Source organism: Klebsiella sp. Sb-30 (assembly GCF_057652795.1).
Window position 1 is genome coordinate 2,154,371 of record NZ_CM172749.1, and the last position, 17,739, is coordinate 2,172,109.

Consider the following 17,739-nt stretch of genomic DNA (forward strand, 5'->3'; position numbering starts at 1 on the left):
TATCAAATGATGCGCCCCTGTAAAGCTTTCCGTTGATAAAATTAAACTGGTTGCCTGAAATTTACGCGTAAAGACGCAATGCTAACCAGTTCATTTCATTATCGATTAAAGAATAATCGTTCGGTTGCCGTAAACAAACACGCGCTGGGCCAGAACCTGATACAGCGCGCGGCTCAGCACATTCTTTTCCACATCGCGGCCCGCTCGCATCATATCTTCCGCCGTATAGGTGTGATCGACATGAATAACATCCTGCATAATGATCGGGCCTTCATCCAGGTTGTCATTAACGTAGTGGGCGGTAGCGCCGATGATCTTCACGCCGCGCTCATAGGCCTGATGATAAGGACGGGCGCCAATAAAGGCTGGCAGGAAGGAGTGATGAATGTTGATAATCTGGTTCGGGAAGCGGGAAACGAATTCCGGCGTCAGAACGCGCATATACTTCGCCAGCACCACATAATCCGGCGCGTAAGATTCAATGGCATCGCCCATCAGCTTGTCGTGTTCTTCGCGCGTCAGCCCTTCGTGACTGACCAGCTGGAACGGGATATCAAAACGTTCGACCAGCGAGCGCAGGGTTTCATGATTGCCGATGACGGCCGCAATCTCAACATCCAGGCCGCCATAGTTGGCTTTCATCAGCAGATCGCCCAGACAGTGCGCTTCTTTGGTGACCAGGATCACCACGCGACGGCGGCCGGCGGGCGTCAGTTCGCGTATAGAGCCTTCCGGCAGCGCGCTATCAAGGTCGGCGAGCAGAATGGCATCATTAAAAATACCTTCCAGTTCGGTACGCATAAAGAAGCGACCGGTACGGTGATCGACAAACTCGTTGTTCTGCACGATATTCAGCTCGTGCTTGTAACAAATATTCGTGATACGCGCGATGAGTCCTTTCTGGTCAGGGCAAATGGTGCGTAGTACTTTACGTTGTAATGAATGCATCGCGAGGAAAATCCTGTAGTGTTTGCTATTGCCGGCGTCAGCTTTACTGGCCGCAGCATTTTTTAAATTTTTTACCTGAACCGCAAGGGCAGGGGTCGTTACGACCAATCAGCGGTCGTGTGCCGTCGATATAATACCACCGTCCATTTTCTTTTAAGAATCTGGAACGTTCAATAATCGCGCCGGGGCGGTTATCGTCGTGATATCGCGCGATGAAACTGACGAAACCCTCGTCGGGGTGACGGCCTTCATCGGTAGCAAATACGGTTAAGCCTTGCCATTGCGTTTTAGCGAACCCCTGTTCCAGATCGTCCCGGAAGTGCTGCGGCTGGCAGGAAGGGTGCCAGGTGGCGATCAGGTAATCGGCATCCTTCATGACAAACGCGCTGTAGCGGGATCGCATCAGCTGTGAGGGATCCGGTGCGGGCAGCGAGCCGCTCAGATATCGCTGACAACATGAGCTATACTCCAGAGCGCTGCCACAAGGGCATAATGGCGACAAATCGGCCTCCATGGAAAAAGAATCACGGCGCATCGGCGCCAAAGTGTTTTATGTTAACTGAGCTGTGGCAATGATGCCATGCTCGGAGTGGAAGGAAGTATACCGGTCATAATGAGAAAGCTTAAAATTGGTCTGGCGTTAGGGGCGGGAGCTGCCCGCGGATGGTCGCATATCGGGACGATTAAAGCGCTACAGCGCGCGGGCATTGAAATTGATATCGTCGCAGGATGTTCAATCGGTGCGCTGGTGGGGGCCGCCTTTGCCTGCAACCGGCTTCCGGTCCTTGAGAAATGGGTCTCCTCTTTTAGCAACTGGGACGTGCTGCGATTGATGGATCTTTCCTGGCGTCGCGGTGGACTGCTGCGCGGTGAGCGCGTATTCAACCGCTTTCGACAGGTATTGCCCGTCTCCGATATTGAGCGCTGCGACCGTCGCTTTGCTGCGGTGGCGACTAATTTAAGCACCGGGCGCGAACTGTGGTTTACCGAGGGCGATCTGCACCAGGCCGTGCGCGCCTCCTGCAGCATGCCGGGCCTGATGTCACCGGTTATGCATAATGGCTACTGGCTGGTCGATGGCGCGGTGGTCAACCCCGTTCCGGTTTCCCTGGCGCGCGCGCTGGGGGCGGATATCGTGATTGCCGTCGACTTACAGCACGATGCGCACCTGATGCAGCAGGATTTGTGGTCAATTGAAAAACCTCAGCCTGAAGAAGACAAAGATTTTTCCTGGCATGCGAGGATTCGCGCGCGTCTGAGCGGAATGACCTCCCGCCGCGCGGCGACGCCAACGGCGATGGAGATTATGTCGACCTCTATTCAGGTGCTGGAAAATCGCCTGAAACGCAATCGTATGGCGGGCGATCCTCCCGATATTCTGCTACAGCCTTTTTGCCCACAAATATCCACGCTTGATTTTCATCGTGCCGGGGAGGCGATTGCTGCCGGACATCAGGCGGTTGAAAAGAAGATGGATGAGCTACTACCCTTGGTGCGCACCGCGGTGTGACGCCATTTAACCAGGACTTAAGTAAATTCTGACAGGCGATAGTGTGAATTGCATGCCACTATTTAACTATCGTCAGCCAGAGGAGAGATCATGACGCAGCCATTGGCGGGAAAACTGATTCTGATAGTTGAAGACGAAGCCGTTTTCCGCTCGCTCTTGCACTCCTGGCTAACCTCACTGGGCGCGACAACGGTTCAGGCGGGGGATGGCGTGGAAGCACTCCAGAAAATGGCCGAGTCCAAACCCGACCTGATGATTTGCGACATCTCTATGCCGCGAATGAATGGTCTTGAGCTGGTGGAGCAGCTGCGCAACCGGGGCGAAAAGCTGCCGATTCTGATGATTTCGGCAACGGAAAATATGGCCGACATTGCCAAAGCGTTGCGCCTTGGCGTCCAGGATGTGTTGCTAAAGCCGGTAAAAGATTTCAACCGCCTGCGGGAAACGGTGTATGCCTGTCTGTATCCCAATATGTTCAACTCGCGGGTTGAGGAAGAAGAGCGGTTGTTTGAGGACTGGGATGCGCTGGTTAGCGACCCTACCGCAGCGTCAAGGCTACTGCAGGAGCTTCAGCCTCCCGTACAGCAAGAAATTTCGAAGTGCCGTATCCATTATCGTCAGCTGGTGTCGGCGGATAAACCCGGTCTGGTGCTCGATATTGCGCCATTATCGGAAAATGATCTGGCATTCTATTGTCTGGATGTCACACGAGCAGGAGATAATGGGGTGCTTGCGGCGCTGTTGCTGCGGGCTTTGTTTAATGGATTGCTTCAGGAGCAGCTGGCCCATCAGGGGCAGCGCCTGCCGGAAATGGGGAGCCTGTTAAAACAGGTTAACCAATTACTCCGTCAGGCCAATTTACCTGGGCAGTTTCCATTGCTGGTGGGTTATTACCATAGCGGTCTGAAAAATTTGATATTGGTATCCGCAGGTCTGAATGGCACACTCAATACCGGAGAACATCAAATTCAGATTAGCAATGGCGTTCCGTTAGGGACATTGGGTAACGCTTATCTCAACCAAATTAGCCAGCGCTGCGCATCATGGCAGTGCCAAATTTGGGGGGCCGGAGGGCGTTTGCGACTGATGTTGTCTGCGGAATGAACAATTACCGGTTTTTTTAAGCTGGTAGGATTACCGGGTAATCTTTTGCGGTGGTACTATCATTGCGTTTTATAAGTAAAGTCCTAATTCGAGGGAACACAAACCTTTTCAGACCAGGTTTGCCTGAGTGGACTGATATACTCGACACGTTATTATTAACGAAAAGTTTAAAAAACGAACAGTCCAGGAGATTTCAATGGCTGCCCTTAATTCTAAAGTAAGAAAAGCTGTTATCCCGGTTGCGGGATTAGGTACCAGGATGCTACCCGCCACCAAGGCTATTCCGAAAGAAATGCTGCCACTGGTAGATAAGCCTTTAATTCAGTACGTTGTTAACGAATGCATCGCAGCCGGAATTACTGAAATTGTTCTGGTGACCCATTCGTCTAAAAACTCTATCGAAAACCATTTCGATACCAGTTTTGAACTGGAAGCGATGCTGGAAAAACGTGTTAAACGTCAGCTTCTGGAAGAGGTTCAGTCTATTTGTCCGCCGCATGTCACCATTATGCAGGTCCGTCAGGGGCTGGCTAAAGGTCTGGGTCATGCGGTACTGTGCGCGCATCCGGTGGTGGGTGACGAGCCGGTCGCGGTTATTCTGCCAGACGTTATTCTGGATGAATTTGAGTCGGATCTTTCCCGTGATAACCTGGCCGAAATGATCGCCCGTTTTGATGAAACAGGATCCAGCCAGATTATGGTTGAGCCGGTTGCTGATGTTACCGCCTATGGCGTTGTCGACTGCAAAGGCGAATCCCTGCAGCCGGGCGAAAGCGTCCCGATGGTGGGTGTGGTTGAGAAGCCGAAAGCCGATGTGGCGCCGTCTAACCTTGCTGTCGTCGGTCGCTATGTGCTGAGCGCAGACATTTGGCCGCTGCTGGCAAAAACACCTCCGGGAGCCGGGGATGAAATCCAGCTGACCGATGCGATCGACATGCTGATCGAGAAAGAGACCGTTGAAGCCTATCATATGAAAGGTAAGAGCCACGACTGCGGTAATAAACTGGGCTATATGCAGGCGTTTGTGGAATATGGCGTGCGCCATAAATCCCTCGGCGCAGATTTTAAAGCCTGGCTGGAAAAAGCAGTAGCTAAGTAATCGTTTTCTGCTTAATGATAAACCGGGAGCGAATTTCGTTTCCCGGTTTTTTTATATCGCCGGGCGGCAGATAAAAAAAATCCCGCCGAAGCGGGATTTTTCAAATACAGATGCTCGATTACAGCAGGAAATCGTCCAGGGTTTTACCCTGCTCGTCCATGGCTTTTTTGATCACTGCCGGGGTGCGACCTTGACCTGTCCAGGTTTTGGTTTCGCCGTTTTCATCAACGTAGCTGTATTTAGCCGGACGCGCAGCGCGTTTAGCTTTAGTACCCGCTTTGACTGCCGCCATGGTGCTCAGCAGTTCGTTCGGGTCAATACCATCTGCAATCAGCATTTCACGGTATTGTTGCAGTTTACGAGTACGCTCTTCAATTTCTGCAGCTGCAGCGCTTTCTTCTTCGCGACGTTCGTTAACGACAACTTCTAATTTTTCCAGCATTTCTTCTAGCGTTTCAAGGGTGCATTCTCTTGCCTGCGCACGAAGAGTACGGATGTTGTTCAAAATTTTAAGTGCTTCGCTCATTGTAGTAATCTCAAACTTATATTGTGGGGTGGTTTGTTGGACTAATAATAGAGCGATATAATCGGATGTGCAATAGGGGAGAATGTAAGGAATTCAAAATTACTTGTTATTTGTCGCAGCAATTAATTAATTTAAGTTAAATTCTACGTGCGACTTCACATCTTTTTTGCTTATAGCCTGACCCGAATCCTGCGCTAAAACCCTGAGATAGTATGCTTTTCTCTGCTGGCCGGGAGTAAAATTATACTTTGCAGGGATAAATATCCCTCTTGAGTATTAGCGTATTAGTAACGGCAATCTTTAATATAATCTGGTGAGCAAAAAACGTTATAGCGGGTTGGCTCATGCTACGATTCGCACAAAAGGACAATCGCCGGGCGCCAGCCAGGGGGGCTGTACAAATTGCCGGCACCTGCATTCAATTAAAAAAGCGTAATCTATCAGCAGGGGGGACGGACATAGCGTATGCCGCTATACCCATGCTGAAAGGGGGGATAGCACGGGAAAATATGCTACAATTTTGCCGCGATAAAACACATTGATTGGGGTGATGCAGCCGATGGCTCAACTTTATTTCTACTATTCTGCAATGAATGCAGGTAAGTCGACCGCTTTGTTACAGTCGTCATACAATTACCAAGAGCGAGGCATGCGTGCCCTGGTTTATACCGCCGAGATTGATGACCGCTTTGGTTCAGGTAAGGTCAGTTCAAGAATTGGTCTCTCCTCGCCAGCCCGCCTGTTTAACCCTCAGACCTCGCTCTTTAGCGATATTGCGGCCGAGCATGCGCAACAGCCTGTTCATTGTGTCCTGGTGGATGAGAGTCAGTTTCTGACCCGCGAGCAGGTACATGAATTGTCTGAAGTCGTCGATCGGCTGGATATTCCGGTGTTGTGTTACGGCCTGCGTACGGATTTCCGTGGCGAGTTGTTTATTGGCAGTCAATATTTATTAGCGTGGTCCGATAAGCTGGTTGAATTAAAAACGATCTGCTTCTGCGGACGTAAAGCGAGCATGGTGCTGCGTCTCGATCAGGAAGGTCGGCCATATAATGAAGGCGAGCAGGTCGTGATTGGCGGGAATGAGCGCTATGTTTCCGTCTGCCGTAAACATTATAAAGAGGCGTTAAGTGAAGGCTCGCTGACCCGGGTGCAGAGTAAACATCGCCCCTGCTAATCGTCCACATCATTCCCCACCCAGGCGCCTGTATGGCGCCTGCTGCGTCTCTTTACTGTGAACCGATGTCCTGACCTTTCCCCGGAACGGGTTATGCCTGGCACGCCTGCTGCTGACGATTCTCCGCGACGGGCTTCTCCTGACCGGGTATCAACGGCATGAGGGCGTAATGAGCCTGACCAGGCTGCCGTGCCGCCGAAAACAAACCGCCAACAGCGTTAGCGTAGATATCCAGGCCGCAATGCGCGTCAGGAAAAAGCGTTTGCGATCGCTTATCCGGTCATGCTCTACCGGAATGAGATAAAAAAAAGCCCCATCCGGAGATGGGGCTTTTACCAGCGTTATCAGAGTCGATTAAGCAGATTTCTTCGCTTTTTTATCGGCTTTTGGCGCTGCTGCGGTCTCTTTCTTCGCGGCAGTTTCACCTTCGCTGAACTCGTTACCGTAGAAGGTATCCAGCAGAATCTGTTTCAGCTCGGCAATCAGCGGATAGCGCGGGTTAGCGCCGGTGCACTGGTCATCGAATGCATCTTCAGACAGCTTGTCAACGTGGGCCAGGAAGTCAGCTTCCTGTACGCCGGCTTCACGGATAGACTTAGGAATACCCAGTTCAGCCTTCAGGCTTTCCAGCCATGCCAGCAGTTTTTCAATTTTCGCTGCGGTACGGTCGCCCGGTGCGCTCAGACCCAGGTGGTCCGCGATTTCAGCGTAGCGACGGCGTGCCTGCGGACGGTCGTACTGGCTGAATGCAGTCTGCTTGGTCGGGTTGTCATTCGCGTTGTAACGAATCACGTTACAAATCAGCAGGGCGTTAGCCAGGCCGTGCGGAATGTGGAACTGAGAACCCAGTTTGTGCGCCATGGAGTGACATACGCCGAGGAAGGCGTTAGCAAACGCGATACCGGCGATAGTTGCTGCACTGTGCACACGTTCACGTGCTACCGGGTTCTTAGAACCTTCGTGGTAGGACGCTGGCAGGTACTCTTTCAGCAGTTTCAGCGCCTGCAGAGCCTGGCCGTCGGAGAACTCAGATGCCAGTACGGAAACATAGGCTTCCAGGGCGTGAGTCACGGCGTCAAGACCACCGAAAGCACACAGGGACTTCGGCATATCCATCACGAGGTTAGCATCAACAATCGCGACATCCGGAGTCAGCGCGTAGTCAGCCAGCGGATATTTCTGACCCGTTGCATCGTCGGTAACAACGGCGAATGGCGTAACTTCAGAACCGGTACCGGAAGTGGTGGTGACGGCGATCATCTTCGCTTTCACGCCCATTTTCGGGAACTTGTAGATACGTTTACGGATGTCCATAAAGCGCAGCGCCAGGTCTTCGAAGTGGGTTTCCGGATGTTCGTACATTACCCACATGATTTTCGCGGCATCCATCGGGGAACCACCGCCCAGGGCGATGATAACGTCCGGCTTGAAGGAGTTAGCCAGATCCGCACCTTTACGTACTACGCTCAGGGTCGGGTCAGCTTCAACTTCGAAGAAGACTTCAGTCTCAACGCCGGATGCCTTCAGCACGGAGGTGATCTGGTCTGCATAACCGTTGTTGAACAGGAAGCGGTCAGTCACAATCAGCGCGCGTTTGTGACCATCAGTAATCACTTCATCCAGTGCGATTGGCAGTGAGCCACGACGGAAGTAGATAGATTTCGGAAGTTTGTGCCACAACATGTTTTCAGCTCGCTTAGCAACGGTTTTCTTGTTGATCAGGTGTTTCGGACCAACGTTTTCAGAGATGGAGTTACCACCCCAGGAACCACAACCCAGAGTCAGGGAAGGCGCGAGTTTAAAGTTGTACAGGTCACCGATACCACCCTGAGAAGCCGGGGTGTTAATCAGGATACGTGCGGTTTTCATCATCTGGCCGAAGTAGGCAACGCGAGCCGGCTGGTTGTCCTGGTCGGTGTACAGGCAAGAGGTATGACCGATACCGCCCATCGCAACCAGTTTTTCAGCTTTATCAACAGCATCTTCGAAGTTCTTCGCGCGGTACATCGCCAGCGTCGGAGACAGTTTTTCGTGAGCAAACGGCTCGCTTTCATCAACGTCGGTCACTTCACCAATCAGAATCTTGGTGGTAGCCGGAACGGTGAAGCCTGCCAGTTCAGCAATTTTGTATGCCGGCTGACCTACGATTGCCGCGTTCAGTGCGCCATTTTTCAGGATGATGTCCTGAACGGCTTTCAGCTCTTTGCCCTGCAGCAGGTAGCCGCCGTGGCTGGCGAAACGCTCGCGAACGGCGTCATAGACAGAGTCAACAACAACGACTGACTGCTCAGACGCACAGATAACGCCGTTATCAAAGGTTTTAGACATCAGTACGGAAGCGACCGCGCGCTTAACGTCTGCAGTTTCATCAATAACAACCGGAGTGTTACCTGCACCCACGCCGATAGCCGGTTTACCGGAGCTATAGGCTGCTTTAACCATGCCTGGACCGCCGGTCGCGAGGATCAGGTTAATGTCAGGGTGATGCATCAGCGCGTTAGACAGCTCAACGGAAGGCTGGTCGATCCAACCGATCAGATCTTTCGGTGCGCCTGCAGCGATAGCGGCCTGCAGCACGATATCTGCCGCTTTGTTGGTCGCATCTTTCGCACGCGGATGTGGAGAGAAGATGATCGCGTTACGCGTCTTCAGGCTGATCAGTGATTTGAAGATTGCTGTGGAAGTCGGGTTAGTCGTCGGAACGATACCGCAGATAATACCGATAGGTTCGGCGATGGTGATAGTCCCGAAAGTGTCGTCTTCAGAGAGAACACCGCAGGTCTTTTCATCTTTATATGCGTTATAGATATATTCGGAAGCGAAGTGGTTTTTGATAACCTTGTCTTCGACAATGCCCATGCCAGATTCGGCTACGGCCATTTTTGCGAGAGGGATTCGAGCATCTGCGGCGGCCAAAGCGGCGGCACGGAAGATCTTATCAACTTGTTCTTGAGTGAAACTGGCATATTCACGCTGGGCTTTTTTTACGCGCTCTACGAGTGCGTTAAGTTCAGCGACATTAGTAACAGCCATAATGCTCTCCTGATAATGTTAAACTTTTTTAGTAAATCAGTAGCTCGATTCGACAGTATAGACAGGCTGTTAACAGCTTGCATCTAAATGTTAAGGTGCCGTTTCTGGCGCCGCTGGCTTCATTGATTTACTAAAGAAGCTTGATCTTTTTGATTCTCAGGTACCGCTATGCTGCACTCTTTTGGTGTCAACAAGGTTACTCACTTCTGAGTATAATTTACGTGATTTAGATCAAGTTTGCGCGAAGCTGACACCTTTCAGCAGTCTGTTTTTTGACCGGTCAAATCAAGTGTAATAATTGGTATGCAAACTAAGTGAATAAGTAACCGGGGGAAACAAATATATAACATGCCATTTTGTCGCCGCTATACGTATATTTGAGATGAATTATGCTGCTAAAAAGCGTATCTTCTGCGCGAATATTTTATGTGGCTAACTGTCAACAGCCATTTTTAATGATGCTGCGGAGCGCACTGTGACTCTACCGTTGTTTGATTTTTCAACCTACTTCAAGTTTTTCATCGGGTTATTTGCGCTGGTTAACCCGGTAGGCATCATCCCGGTCTTCATTAGTATGACCAGTTATCAGACGGCGGTGATCCGCAATAAGACCAACCTGACGGCGAATCTTTCGGTCGCCATCATTCTGCTGACGTCGCTGTTTCTCGGTGACTCGATTTTGCAAATTTTCGGCATCTCTATTGATTCATTCCGTATTGCCGGCGGGATCCTGGTCGTGACGATTGCGATGTCGATGATCAGCGGCAAACTCGGCGAGGACAAACAAAACAAGCAGGAAAAATCGGAAACCGCAATTCGTGAAAGTATTGGCGTCGTGCCGTTGGCGCTGCCGCTGATGGCAGGGCCGGGCGCAATCAGCTCGACTATCGTCTGGGGAACGCGCTACCACACGGTAACCTACCTTTTAGGGTTCTCCCTTGCCATTGCCCTGTTTGCCTTATGCTGCTGGGGGATTTTCCGCATGGCGCCATGGCTGGTGCGCCTGTTAGGGCAGACCGGCATCAACGTCATCACGCGTATTATGGGGCTGTTGCTGATGGCGCTGGGGATTGAGTTTATCGTCACCGGAATAAAAGCGCTGTTTCCCGGCCTGGTGAGTTAAACGAGCCTGCGCGATGCGGAGCCCAGCGCTCCGCGTTTGCTTCATTATTAGCAAAACATATCCATAAAGCGGAAAAGGCGGTACAAGATAGCTTTCTGTAATACCTTTAAATATTCTTATTTATCAAATTGTTGTGCAAATTATCGAACGTCTCCTCTCTTTTTATCCCCCCTCCGCCACTGTTATTTTCTTCACATCATTCTCTGGTGCTTGCCGTCGCATAATTGAAATGATATTAGTAATTTCATAACCGGGGCAGATGAATGTGCTAAATAATAACCGATTGTTAAATTTTCGTACAAAAATGCATCTTCGCGTGGTTATGGGACACCCATAACGGGCTGTTGACAGTATCTGTATGAAAACTAAATTCTTTAATGATTTTCACGCCGAAAGACAGGGCAAGATAGCGGCGCAGAGAAAACCATAAAAGAGAATCCGGTAACATATTTGCAAATTGCATTGGCGGATGAGATGGCCTTTTGGTACTTTCCGCCGTGATCGCTAACTGAATAATACACGTAAATGAGAATTATTATTAAATAACTCATTACGGCTGAAAACGCCCCGCCACAGGGGATAAAAGAATCGACGCCAAGGTCGCCGTTTGAGCGGCCGTAATAAATAAGTCGGTGATAGCAAGCAGTAACGTCTGACAGCAGCATAAACTCCTGCACTGTACAGAATCCCGTAAGGGGAAAAAAACAGGCTGGTTAAATAGCCAGTAATTATAATGAATGGAGTAACAACACAATGACCATCATCACCAAAAAAAGTCTGGTAGCCGCGGGGATTTTGTCTGCGCTAATTACCGCGAATGTTGCCATGGCAGCGGATGTACCTGCAGGGGTGCAGCTGGCGGATAAACAATCGCTGGTACGTAATAACGGCGCAGAAGTGCAATCCCTGGACCCGCATAAAATTGAAGGCGTTCCGGAATCCAACATTAACCGCGATTTGTTTGAAGGGTTAGTGATTGGCGATATTCAAGGCCATCCGATCCCTGGGGCCGCAGAATCCTGGGATAATAAAGATTTTAAAGTCTGGACCTTCCATCTGCGCAAAGATGCCAAATGGTCCGATGGCACGCCGGTTACCGCGCAAGATTTCGTTTATAGCTGGCAGCGTCTGGCGGATCCGAAAACCGCTTCACCTTACGCAAGCTACCTGCAATATGGCCACCTGCTGAACGTTGATGACATTATCGCGGGCAAAAAGCCGATCACCGATCTGGGCGTCAAAGCGATTGATGATAAAACCTTCGAAGTGACGCTGAGCGAACCGGTTCCTTATTTCTATAAACTCCTCGTTCACCCATCCGTTTCTCCGGTGCCAAAAGCCGCTATCGAAAAATACGGCGAGAAATGGACCCAGCCTGCCAATATCGTGACCAACGGCGCTTATAAGCTGAAAGACTGGGTCGTTAACGAACGTATTGTGCTTGAGCGCAATCCGCAATACTGGGATAACGCGAAGACCGTCATTAATCAGGTGACCTACCTGCCGATTTCTTCCGAAGTGACTGACGTTAACCGCTACCGCAGCGGCGAAATCGACATGACCTATAACAACATGCCGATTGAACTGTTCCAGAAGCTGAAAAAAGAGATCCCGCAAGAAGTCCATGTTGACCCGTATCTCTGCACCTATTACTACGAAATTAATAACCAGAAAGCACCGTTTACCGACGCCCGCGTTCGTACCGCGCTGAAAATGGCGCTGGATCGCGATATTATCGTTAATAAAGTGAAGAATCAGGGCGACCTGCCGGCCTATAGCTATACACCGCCGTATACCGATGGCATGAAGGTTGTCAAACCAGAGTGGTTTACCTGGTCTCAGGACAAGCGTAACGAAGAAGCGAAAAAACTGCTGGCGGAAGCCGGATATACCGCCGATAAACCGCTGACCTTTAATTTACTGTATAACACTTCCGATCTGCATAAAAAACTGGCTATTGCCGTGGCGTCCATCTGGAAGAAAAACCTGGGTGCTAACGTCAAGCTGGAAAATCAGGAATGGAAAACCTTCCTCGATAATCGTCATCAGGGGACCTTCGACGTGGCGCGTGCCGGCTGGTGTGCGGATTACAACGAACCGACCTCATTCCTGAATACGATGCTGAGCGACAGCTCAAATAACACCTCTCATTATAAGAGCCCGGCTTTCGATAAAATCATCGCCGAAACATTACAAACGAATGATGACGCGAAGCGTGCCGATCTGTATGCGCAAGCAGAACAGCAGCTCGATAAAGATTCTGTGATCGTGCCGGTCTTCTATTACGTCAACGCCCGTCTGGTTAAACCGTGGGTGGGTGGCTATACCGGTAAAGACCCGTTAGATAATATCTACGTTAAAAACCTTTATATTATCAAACATTAATGGCAATACGTGGGGCAGGCGACGCTTGCCCCACCGTGTCTGAATTCATCGCACTCGATAGGCACAGGCCAGAAGGTACGGGCAATGTTAAAATTTATTTTTCGTCGCTGTCTGGAAGCGATTCCGACGCTATTTATTCTTATTACGATCTCTTTCTTCATGATGCGTCTTGCGCCGGGAAGTCCATTTACCGGTGAACGCACGCTGCCGCCAGAAGTGATGGCGAATATTGAAGCCAAATACCATTTAAACGACCCCATCATGACCCAGTACTTCAATTATCTGAAGCAGCTGGCGCACGGTGATTTCGGTCCCTCTTTTAAATATAAAGACTATTCGGTAAACGATCTGGTGGCGTCGAGCTTCCCGGTCTCCGCTAAATTAGGGCTGGCCGCCTTCCTGTTGGCGGTAGTTCTCGGCGTGACGGCAGGGGTTATTGCGGCCCTGAAGCAGAATACGAAATGGGATTATGCGGTCATGGGGGTGGCAATGACCGGCGTGGTGATACCCAGTTTCGTGGTTGCGCCGCTGCTGGTGATGATATTCGCCATCACGCTGCACTGGCTGCCCGGCGGCGGCTGGAACGGCGGGGCGCTGAAATTTATGATTCTGCCGATGGTGGCCTTATCGTTAGCCTATATCGCCAGTATCGCGCGTATTACCCGCGGTTCAATGATTGAGGTCCTGCATTCTAACTTTATCCGCACCGCGCGAGCCAAAGGGCTGCCGATGCGGCGCATCATTTTACGTCATGCGCTGAAACCCGCGCTGCTGCCGGTTCTTTCTTATATGGGGCCAGCATTCGTGGGGATTATCACCGGCTCAATGGTTATCGAAACGATCTACGGTCTTCCGGGTATTGGTCAGCTGTTTGTGAATGGCGCGCTTAACCGCGACTATTCGCTGGTGCTGAGCCTGACCATTCTGGTCGGTGCGCTGACTATTCTGTTTAACGCGATTGTTGACGTGCTGTACGCCGTTATCGATCCGAAGATTCGCTATTGAGGCTGGAGTTCGCCATGATGTTAAGTAAGAAAAGCAACGAGGCGTTGGAAAACTTCAGTGAAAAGCTGGAAGTCGAAGGACGTAGTTTATGGCAGGACGCCCGCCGTCGCTTTATGCATAACCGTGCCGCTGTTGCCAGCCTGATTGTGCTGGTGATTATCGCGCTGTTCGTGACTATTGCGCCGATGGTTTCGCAGTTCTCCTACTTCGATACCGACTGGGGCATGATGTCCAGTGCGCCGGACATGACGTCCGGCCACTATTTTGGTACTGACTCTTCCGGCCGCGACCTGCTGGTGCGTGTCGCTATCGGCGGGCGTATCTCGCTGATGGTCGGGGTGGCTGCGGCGCTGGTGGCGGTGGTTCTTGGGACACTCTACGGTTCACTTTCCGGCTACCTGGGCGGCAAAATCGACTCCGTGATGATGCGTCTGCTGGAGATCCTCAACTCCTTCCCGTTCATGTTCTTCGTTATCCTGCTCGTCACCTTCTTTGGCCAGAACATCCTGCTGATTTTCGTTGCCATCGGTATGGTCTCCTGGCTGGATATGGCGCGTATTGTTCGCGGCCAGACGCTGAGCCTGAAGCGCAAAGAGTTTATCGAAGCGGCGCAGGTCGGCGGCGTCTCAACATTCAGTATTGTGGTTCGGCATATCGTGCCTAACGTACTGGGCGTGGTGGTGGTGTACGCCTCTCTGCTGGTGCCGAGCATGATCCTGTTTGAATCCTTCTTAAGCTTCCTTGGCCTGGGGACTCAGGAACCCCTGAGCAGCTGGGGTGCACTGCTCAGCGATGGCGCGAACTCTATGGAAGTGTCGCCGTGGCTGCTGCTGTTTCCAGCGGGGTTCCTGGTGATTACGCTGTTCTGTTTTAACTTTATCGGCGATGGCCTGCGTGATGCCCTCGACCCGAAAGATCGCTAAGGAGCGCCGTCATGAGCACAATTGAAACGGCAAAAGCGCCGCAGGCACAGCAACAATCCGGCCTGCTGCTGGATGTCAAAGATCTCCGCGTCACGTTCAAAACGCCGGATGGCGATGTCACGGCGGTGAACGACCTCAATTTTAACCTGCGTGCCGGGGAAACGCTGGGTATCGTCGGCGAATCGGGTTCCGGTAAGTCGCAAACCGCGTTTGCTTTGATGGGCCTGTTGGCCTCCAACGGTCAGATTGGCGGGTCGGCTCTGTTTAACGGCCGCCAGATTCTCAATCTGCCGGAGCGCGATCTGAATAAGCTTCGCGCCGAACAAATTTCAATGATATTCCAGGACCCGATGACCTCCCTGAACCCGTATATGCGGGTGGGTGAACAGCTGATGGAAGTCCTGATGCTGCATAAAGGTCTGGGAAAAGCCGAAGCCTTTGAAGAGTCGGTGAAGATGCTGGATGCGGTTAAAATGCCGGAAGCGCGTAAGCGCATGAAAATGTATCCTCACGAATTCTCCGGCGGGATGCGCCAGCGCGTGATGATTGCGATGGCGCTGCTGTGCCGGCCTAAACTGCTGATTGCCGATGAGCCGACAACCGCACTGGATGTCACGGTTCAGGCGCAAATCATGACCCTGTTGAATGAGCTTAAGCGCGAGTTCAATACGGCGATCATTATGATTACCCACGATCTTGGGGTCGTCGCCGGGATCTGCGACAAAGTGCTGGTGATGTATGCCGGGCGAACCATGGAATACGGCATGGCGCGGGATGTCTTTTATCATCCTTCGCATCCGTACTCGATAGGCTTGCTGAACGCGGTTCCGCGTCTGGACGCCGAGGGCGAGTCGCTGTTGACCATCCCGGGTAATCCGCCAAACCTGCTGCGTCTGCCGAAAGGCTGCCCGTTCCAGCCGCGTTGCCCGCACGCGATGGAGATTTGTCATAGTGCTCCACCTCTGGAGGAGTTTGCACCGGGCCGCCTGCGCGCCTGCTTTCAACCGGTAGGGGATCTGCTATGAACGCCGTTACGGAACAAAGAAAAGTCCTGCTCGAAATTGCCGATCTGAAAGTCCACTTTGATATTAAAGATGGCAAGCAGTGGTTCTGGCAGCCGGCCAAAACGCTGAAAGCGGTGGATGGCGTCACGCTGCGTCTCTACGAGGGCGAAACGCTGGGCGTGGTCGGGGAATCCGGCTGCGGCAAATCGACTTTTGCCCGGGCGATTATTGGTCTGGTGAAGGCGACCGACGGCAAAGTCGCCTGGCTTGGCAAAGATCTGTTAGGCATGAAGCAGGAAGAGTGGCGCGATGTTCGCAGCGATATCCAGATGATTTTCCAGGATCCGCTGGCTTCGCTCAATCCGCGTATGACTATCGGCGAAATTATTGCCGAGCCACTGCGCACCTATCATCCAAAAATGTCGCGTCAGGAAGTGCGTGACCGCGTGAAAGCGATGATGATGAAAGTGGGGCTGCTGCCGAACCTGATTAACCGCTATCCGCACGAGTTTTCCGGCGGCCAGTGCCAGCGTATCGGTATCGCCCGTGCGCTGATCCTTGAGCCGAAGCTGATCATCTGCGATGAGCCGGTCTCGGCGCTGGACGTATCGATTCAGGCGCAGGTTGTTAACCTGCTGCAGCAGCTGCAGCGCGAAATGGGGCTGTCGCTGATCTTTATCGCTCACGATCTGGCGGTGGTGAAGCATATTTCCGATCGCGTTCTGGTGATGTATCTGGGCCATGCGGTGGAGCTGGGCACTTATGATGAGGTGTACCATAATCCGCTGCACCCCTATACCAAAGCGCTGATGTCCGCGGTGCCGATTCCAGACCCGGATCTGGAAAAGAACAAAACCATACAGCTGCTGGAAGGGGAGCTGCCGTCGCCGATTAACCCGCCGTCGGGGTGCGTTTTCCGTACGCGTTGTCCCATCGCCGGGCCAGAATGTGCGAAAACGCGGCCGGTGCTGGAGGGGAGTTTCCGACATGCGGTTTCCTGCCTGAAGGTAGACCCGTTATAATCTCTGGGGCTGACGTAGGTCAGCCCTTTTTTTTGCGAGGTTAAACGTGGCTGTTCATTTTCACGCCGCTCGCCAGCGGCTGTATCATCTACTCTTCGATCAAACTCGTCGTTCCGGACGACGATTTGAAGGTCTGTGCGGTATTTTTGCGCTCTTGAGCGTGCTGGTGATTTTTATTGAGTCCGGTCTTGGCACGCAATATCACCTGACGTTTGATGAATGGCATGTTTTTGTCTGGCTGGAGCTGTTTGTCACCGCTGTTTTTACCCTCGAATATTTCCTGCGTATTATCAGCTGGCCGAAACCCCTTAGCTATATTTTCAGCTTTTGGGGGGTGATAGATTTAGCCACCATCCTGCCGCTCTATGTGATGTGGATGTGGCCGGAGATGGGGCTTAATTATGTCTTTGCGTGGCGGGCGATGCGGGCGATTCGCTGCCTGCGTATTCTTAAACTGCTGCGCTTTATGCCGTCATTGAATATTTTCTGGGCGGCTATCGTCAGCGCCCGCCATCAGCTGATCCTCTTTTATTCCTTTATTGCCATCGTGATGGTTATCTTTGGATCGCTGATGTACCTGATTGAAGGGCCGCAATATGGGTTTACCACCTTAAATGCGTCGGTCTACTGGGCGATTGTGACTATTACGACGGTCGGGTATGGCGATATTACGCCGCATACGCCGATTGGCAGAATTCTGGCCTCGGTTCTGATCTTAATCGGTTATTCCATTATCGCCATTCCGACCGGACTTATCACCACGCATATGACCAGCGCATTACAACATCGCCGCGCGCGCGCGTGTCCAAACTGTCAGCACGCCGCTCATGATAAAAATGCGCGTTTTTGCAACGCCTGCGGCAGTGAATTAGCGGAATAG

Annotated in this window: 15 protein-coding genes; 11 read left to right on the forward strand and 4 right to left on the reverse strand. The window is 51.7% G+C overall.

What is annotated here, in order from left to right; genetic code table 11:
• Positions 1 to 105: 105 nt before the first annotated feature.
• Positions 106 to 948 carry a formyltetrahydrofolate deformylase gene (purU, locus tag AC236I_RS10065; RefSeq protein WP_004863432.1) on the reverse strand — a complete coding sequence of 281 codons (843 nt, stop codon included), beginning with the start codon at positions 946 to 948 and terminating at the stop codon, positions 106 to 108.
• A 43-nt stretch (positions 949 to 991) separates the two neighbouring features.
• Positions 992 to 1,450, reverse strand: coding sequence for a YchJ family protein (locus AC236I_RS10070; RefSeq protein WP_064357764.1), 459 nt, complete (start codon positions 1,448 to 1,450; stop codon positions 992 to 994).
• A gap of 111 nt (positions 1,451 to 1,561) precedes the next feature.
• On the opposite strand from AC236I_RS10070, the gene rssA reads away from it, so the two are divergent.
• From rssA to galU, 3 genes are all read left to right on the forward strand, one after another.
• The gene (rssA, locus tag AC236I_RS10075; protein WP_004863428.1) at positions 1,562 to 2,458 is read left to right on the forward strand and encodes a patatin-like phospholipase RssA; all 897 of its coding nucleotides are present in this window, start codon (positions 1,562 to 1,564) and stop codon (positions 2,456 to 2,458) included.
• 90 nt (positions 2,459 to 2,548) lie between these two features.
• Positions 2,549 to 3,562, forward strand: coding sequence for a two-component system response regulator RssB (gene rssB / locus AC236I_RS10080; protein WP_004863426.1), 1,014 nt, complete (start codon positions 2,549 to 2,551; stop codon positions 3,560 to 3,562).
• Positions 3,563 to 3,758: 196 nt separating this feature from the next.
• A complete protein-coding gene (gene galU, locus AC236I_RS10085; RefSeq protein WP_004863423.1) occupies positions 3,759 to 4,661 on the forward strand; it encodes a UTP--glucose-1-phosphate uridylyltransferase GalU in 903 nt (300 codons plus the stop codon).
• Positions 4,662 to 4,779: 118 nt separating this feature from the next.
• Here galU and hns read toward each other — a convergent pair whose 3' ends face one another.
• Complete coding sequence (gene hns, locus AC236I_RS10090; RefSeq protein ID WP_004863421.1) at positions 4,780 to 5,187, reverse strand: histone-like nucleoid-structuring protein H-NS; 408 nt, start codon at positions 5,185 to 5,187, stop codon at positions 4,780 to 4,782.
• Positions 5,188 to 5,746: 559 nt separating this feature from the next.
• Here hns and tdk point away from each other — a divergent pair.
• Positions 5,747 to 6,364, forward strand: coding sequence for a thymidine kinase (gene tdk / locus AC236I_RS10095; RefSeq protein WP_015584099.1), 618 nt, complete (start codon positions 5,747 to 5,749; stop codon positions 6,362 to 6,364).
• 354 nt (positions 6,365 to 6,718) lie between these two features.
• Here the strand turns inward: tdk and adhE are convergent, their stop codons facing one another.
• Positions 6,719 to 9,397, reverse strand: coding sequence for a bifunctional acetaldehyde-CoA/alcohol dehydrogenase (adhE, locus tag AC236I_RS10100; protein ID WP_004863415.1), 2,679 nt, complete (start codon positions 9,395 to 9,397; stop codon positions 6,719 to 6,721).
• Positions 9,398 to 9,872: 475 nt separating this feature from the next.
• Here adhE and AC236I_RS10105 point away from each other — a divergent pair, with 475 nt between their 5' ends.
• The 7 genes from AC236I_RS10105 to AC236I_RS10135 all read left to right on the forward strand — a co-directional run bounded on the left by AC236I_RS10105 (position 9,873) and on the right by AC236I_RS10135 (position 17,739).
• Positions 9,873 to 10,520: a YchE family NAAT transporter gene (locus AC236I_RS10105; RefSeq protein ID WP_004863410.1), complete on the forward strand. Its 648-nt coding sequence runs from the start codon at positions 9,873 to 9,875 to the stop codon at positions 10,518 to 10,520.
• A gap of 753 nt (positions 10,521 to 11,273) precedes the next feature.
• Positions 11,274 to 12,905 carry an oligopeptide ABC transporter substrate-binding protein OppA gene (gene oppA / locus AC236I_RS10110; RefSeq protein WP_004863408.1) on the forward strand — a complete coding sequence of 544 codons (1,632 nt, stop codon included), beginning with the start codon at positions 11,274 to 11,276 and terminating at the stop codon, positions 12,903 to 12,905.
• Positions 12,906 to 12,989: 84 nt separating this feature from the next.
• Complete coding sequence (gene oppB / locus AC236I_RS10115) at positions 12,990 to 13,910, forward strand: oligopeptide ABC transporter permease OppB (protein WP_004863406.1); 921 nt, start codon at positions 12,990 to 12,992, stop codon at positions 13,908 to 13,910.
• Between the two features lie 14 nt (positions 13,911 to 13,924).
• The gene (oppC, locus tag AC236I_RS10120) at positions 13,925 to 14,833 is read left to right on the forward strand and encodes an oligopeptide ABC transporter permease OppC (RefSeq protein WP_004863402.1); all 909 of its coding nucleotides are present in this window, start codon (positions 13,925 to 13,927) and stop codon (positions 14,831 to 14,833) included.
• A gap of 11 nt (positions 14,834 to 14,844) precedes the next feature.
• Positions 14,845 to 15,858 (forward strand): ABC transporter ATP-binding protein, encoded by a 1,014-nt coding sequence (gene oppD, locus AC236I_RS10125; RefSeq protein WP_004863400.1) that lies wholly within the window; start codon positions 14,845 to 14,847, stop codon positions 15,856 to 15,858.
• On the forward strand, positions 15,855 to 16,859 hold the full coding sequence (gene oppF, locus AC236I_RS10130) for a murein tripeptide/oligopeptide ABC transporter ATP-binding protein OppF (protein WP_004863396.1): 1,005 nt from the start codon (positions 15,855 to 15,857) through the stop codon (positions 16,857 to 16,859). Before oppD ends, oppF begins: the two co-directional genes overlap by 4 nt.
• Before the next feature lie 46 nt (positions 16,860 to 16,905).
• Positions 16,906 to 17,739, forward strand: coding sequence for an ion transporter (locus AC236I_RS10135; protein ID WP_004863394.1), 834 nt, complete (start codon positions 16,906 to 16,908; stop codon positions 17,737 to 17,739).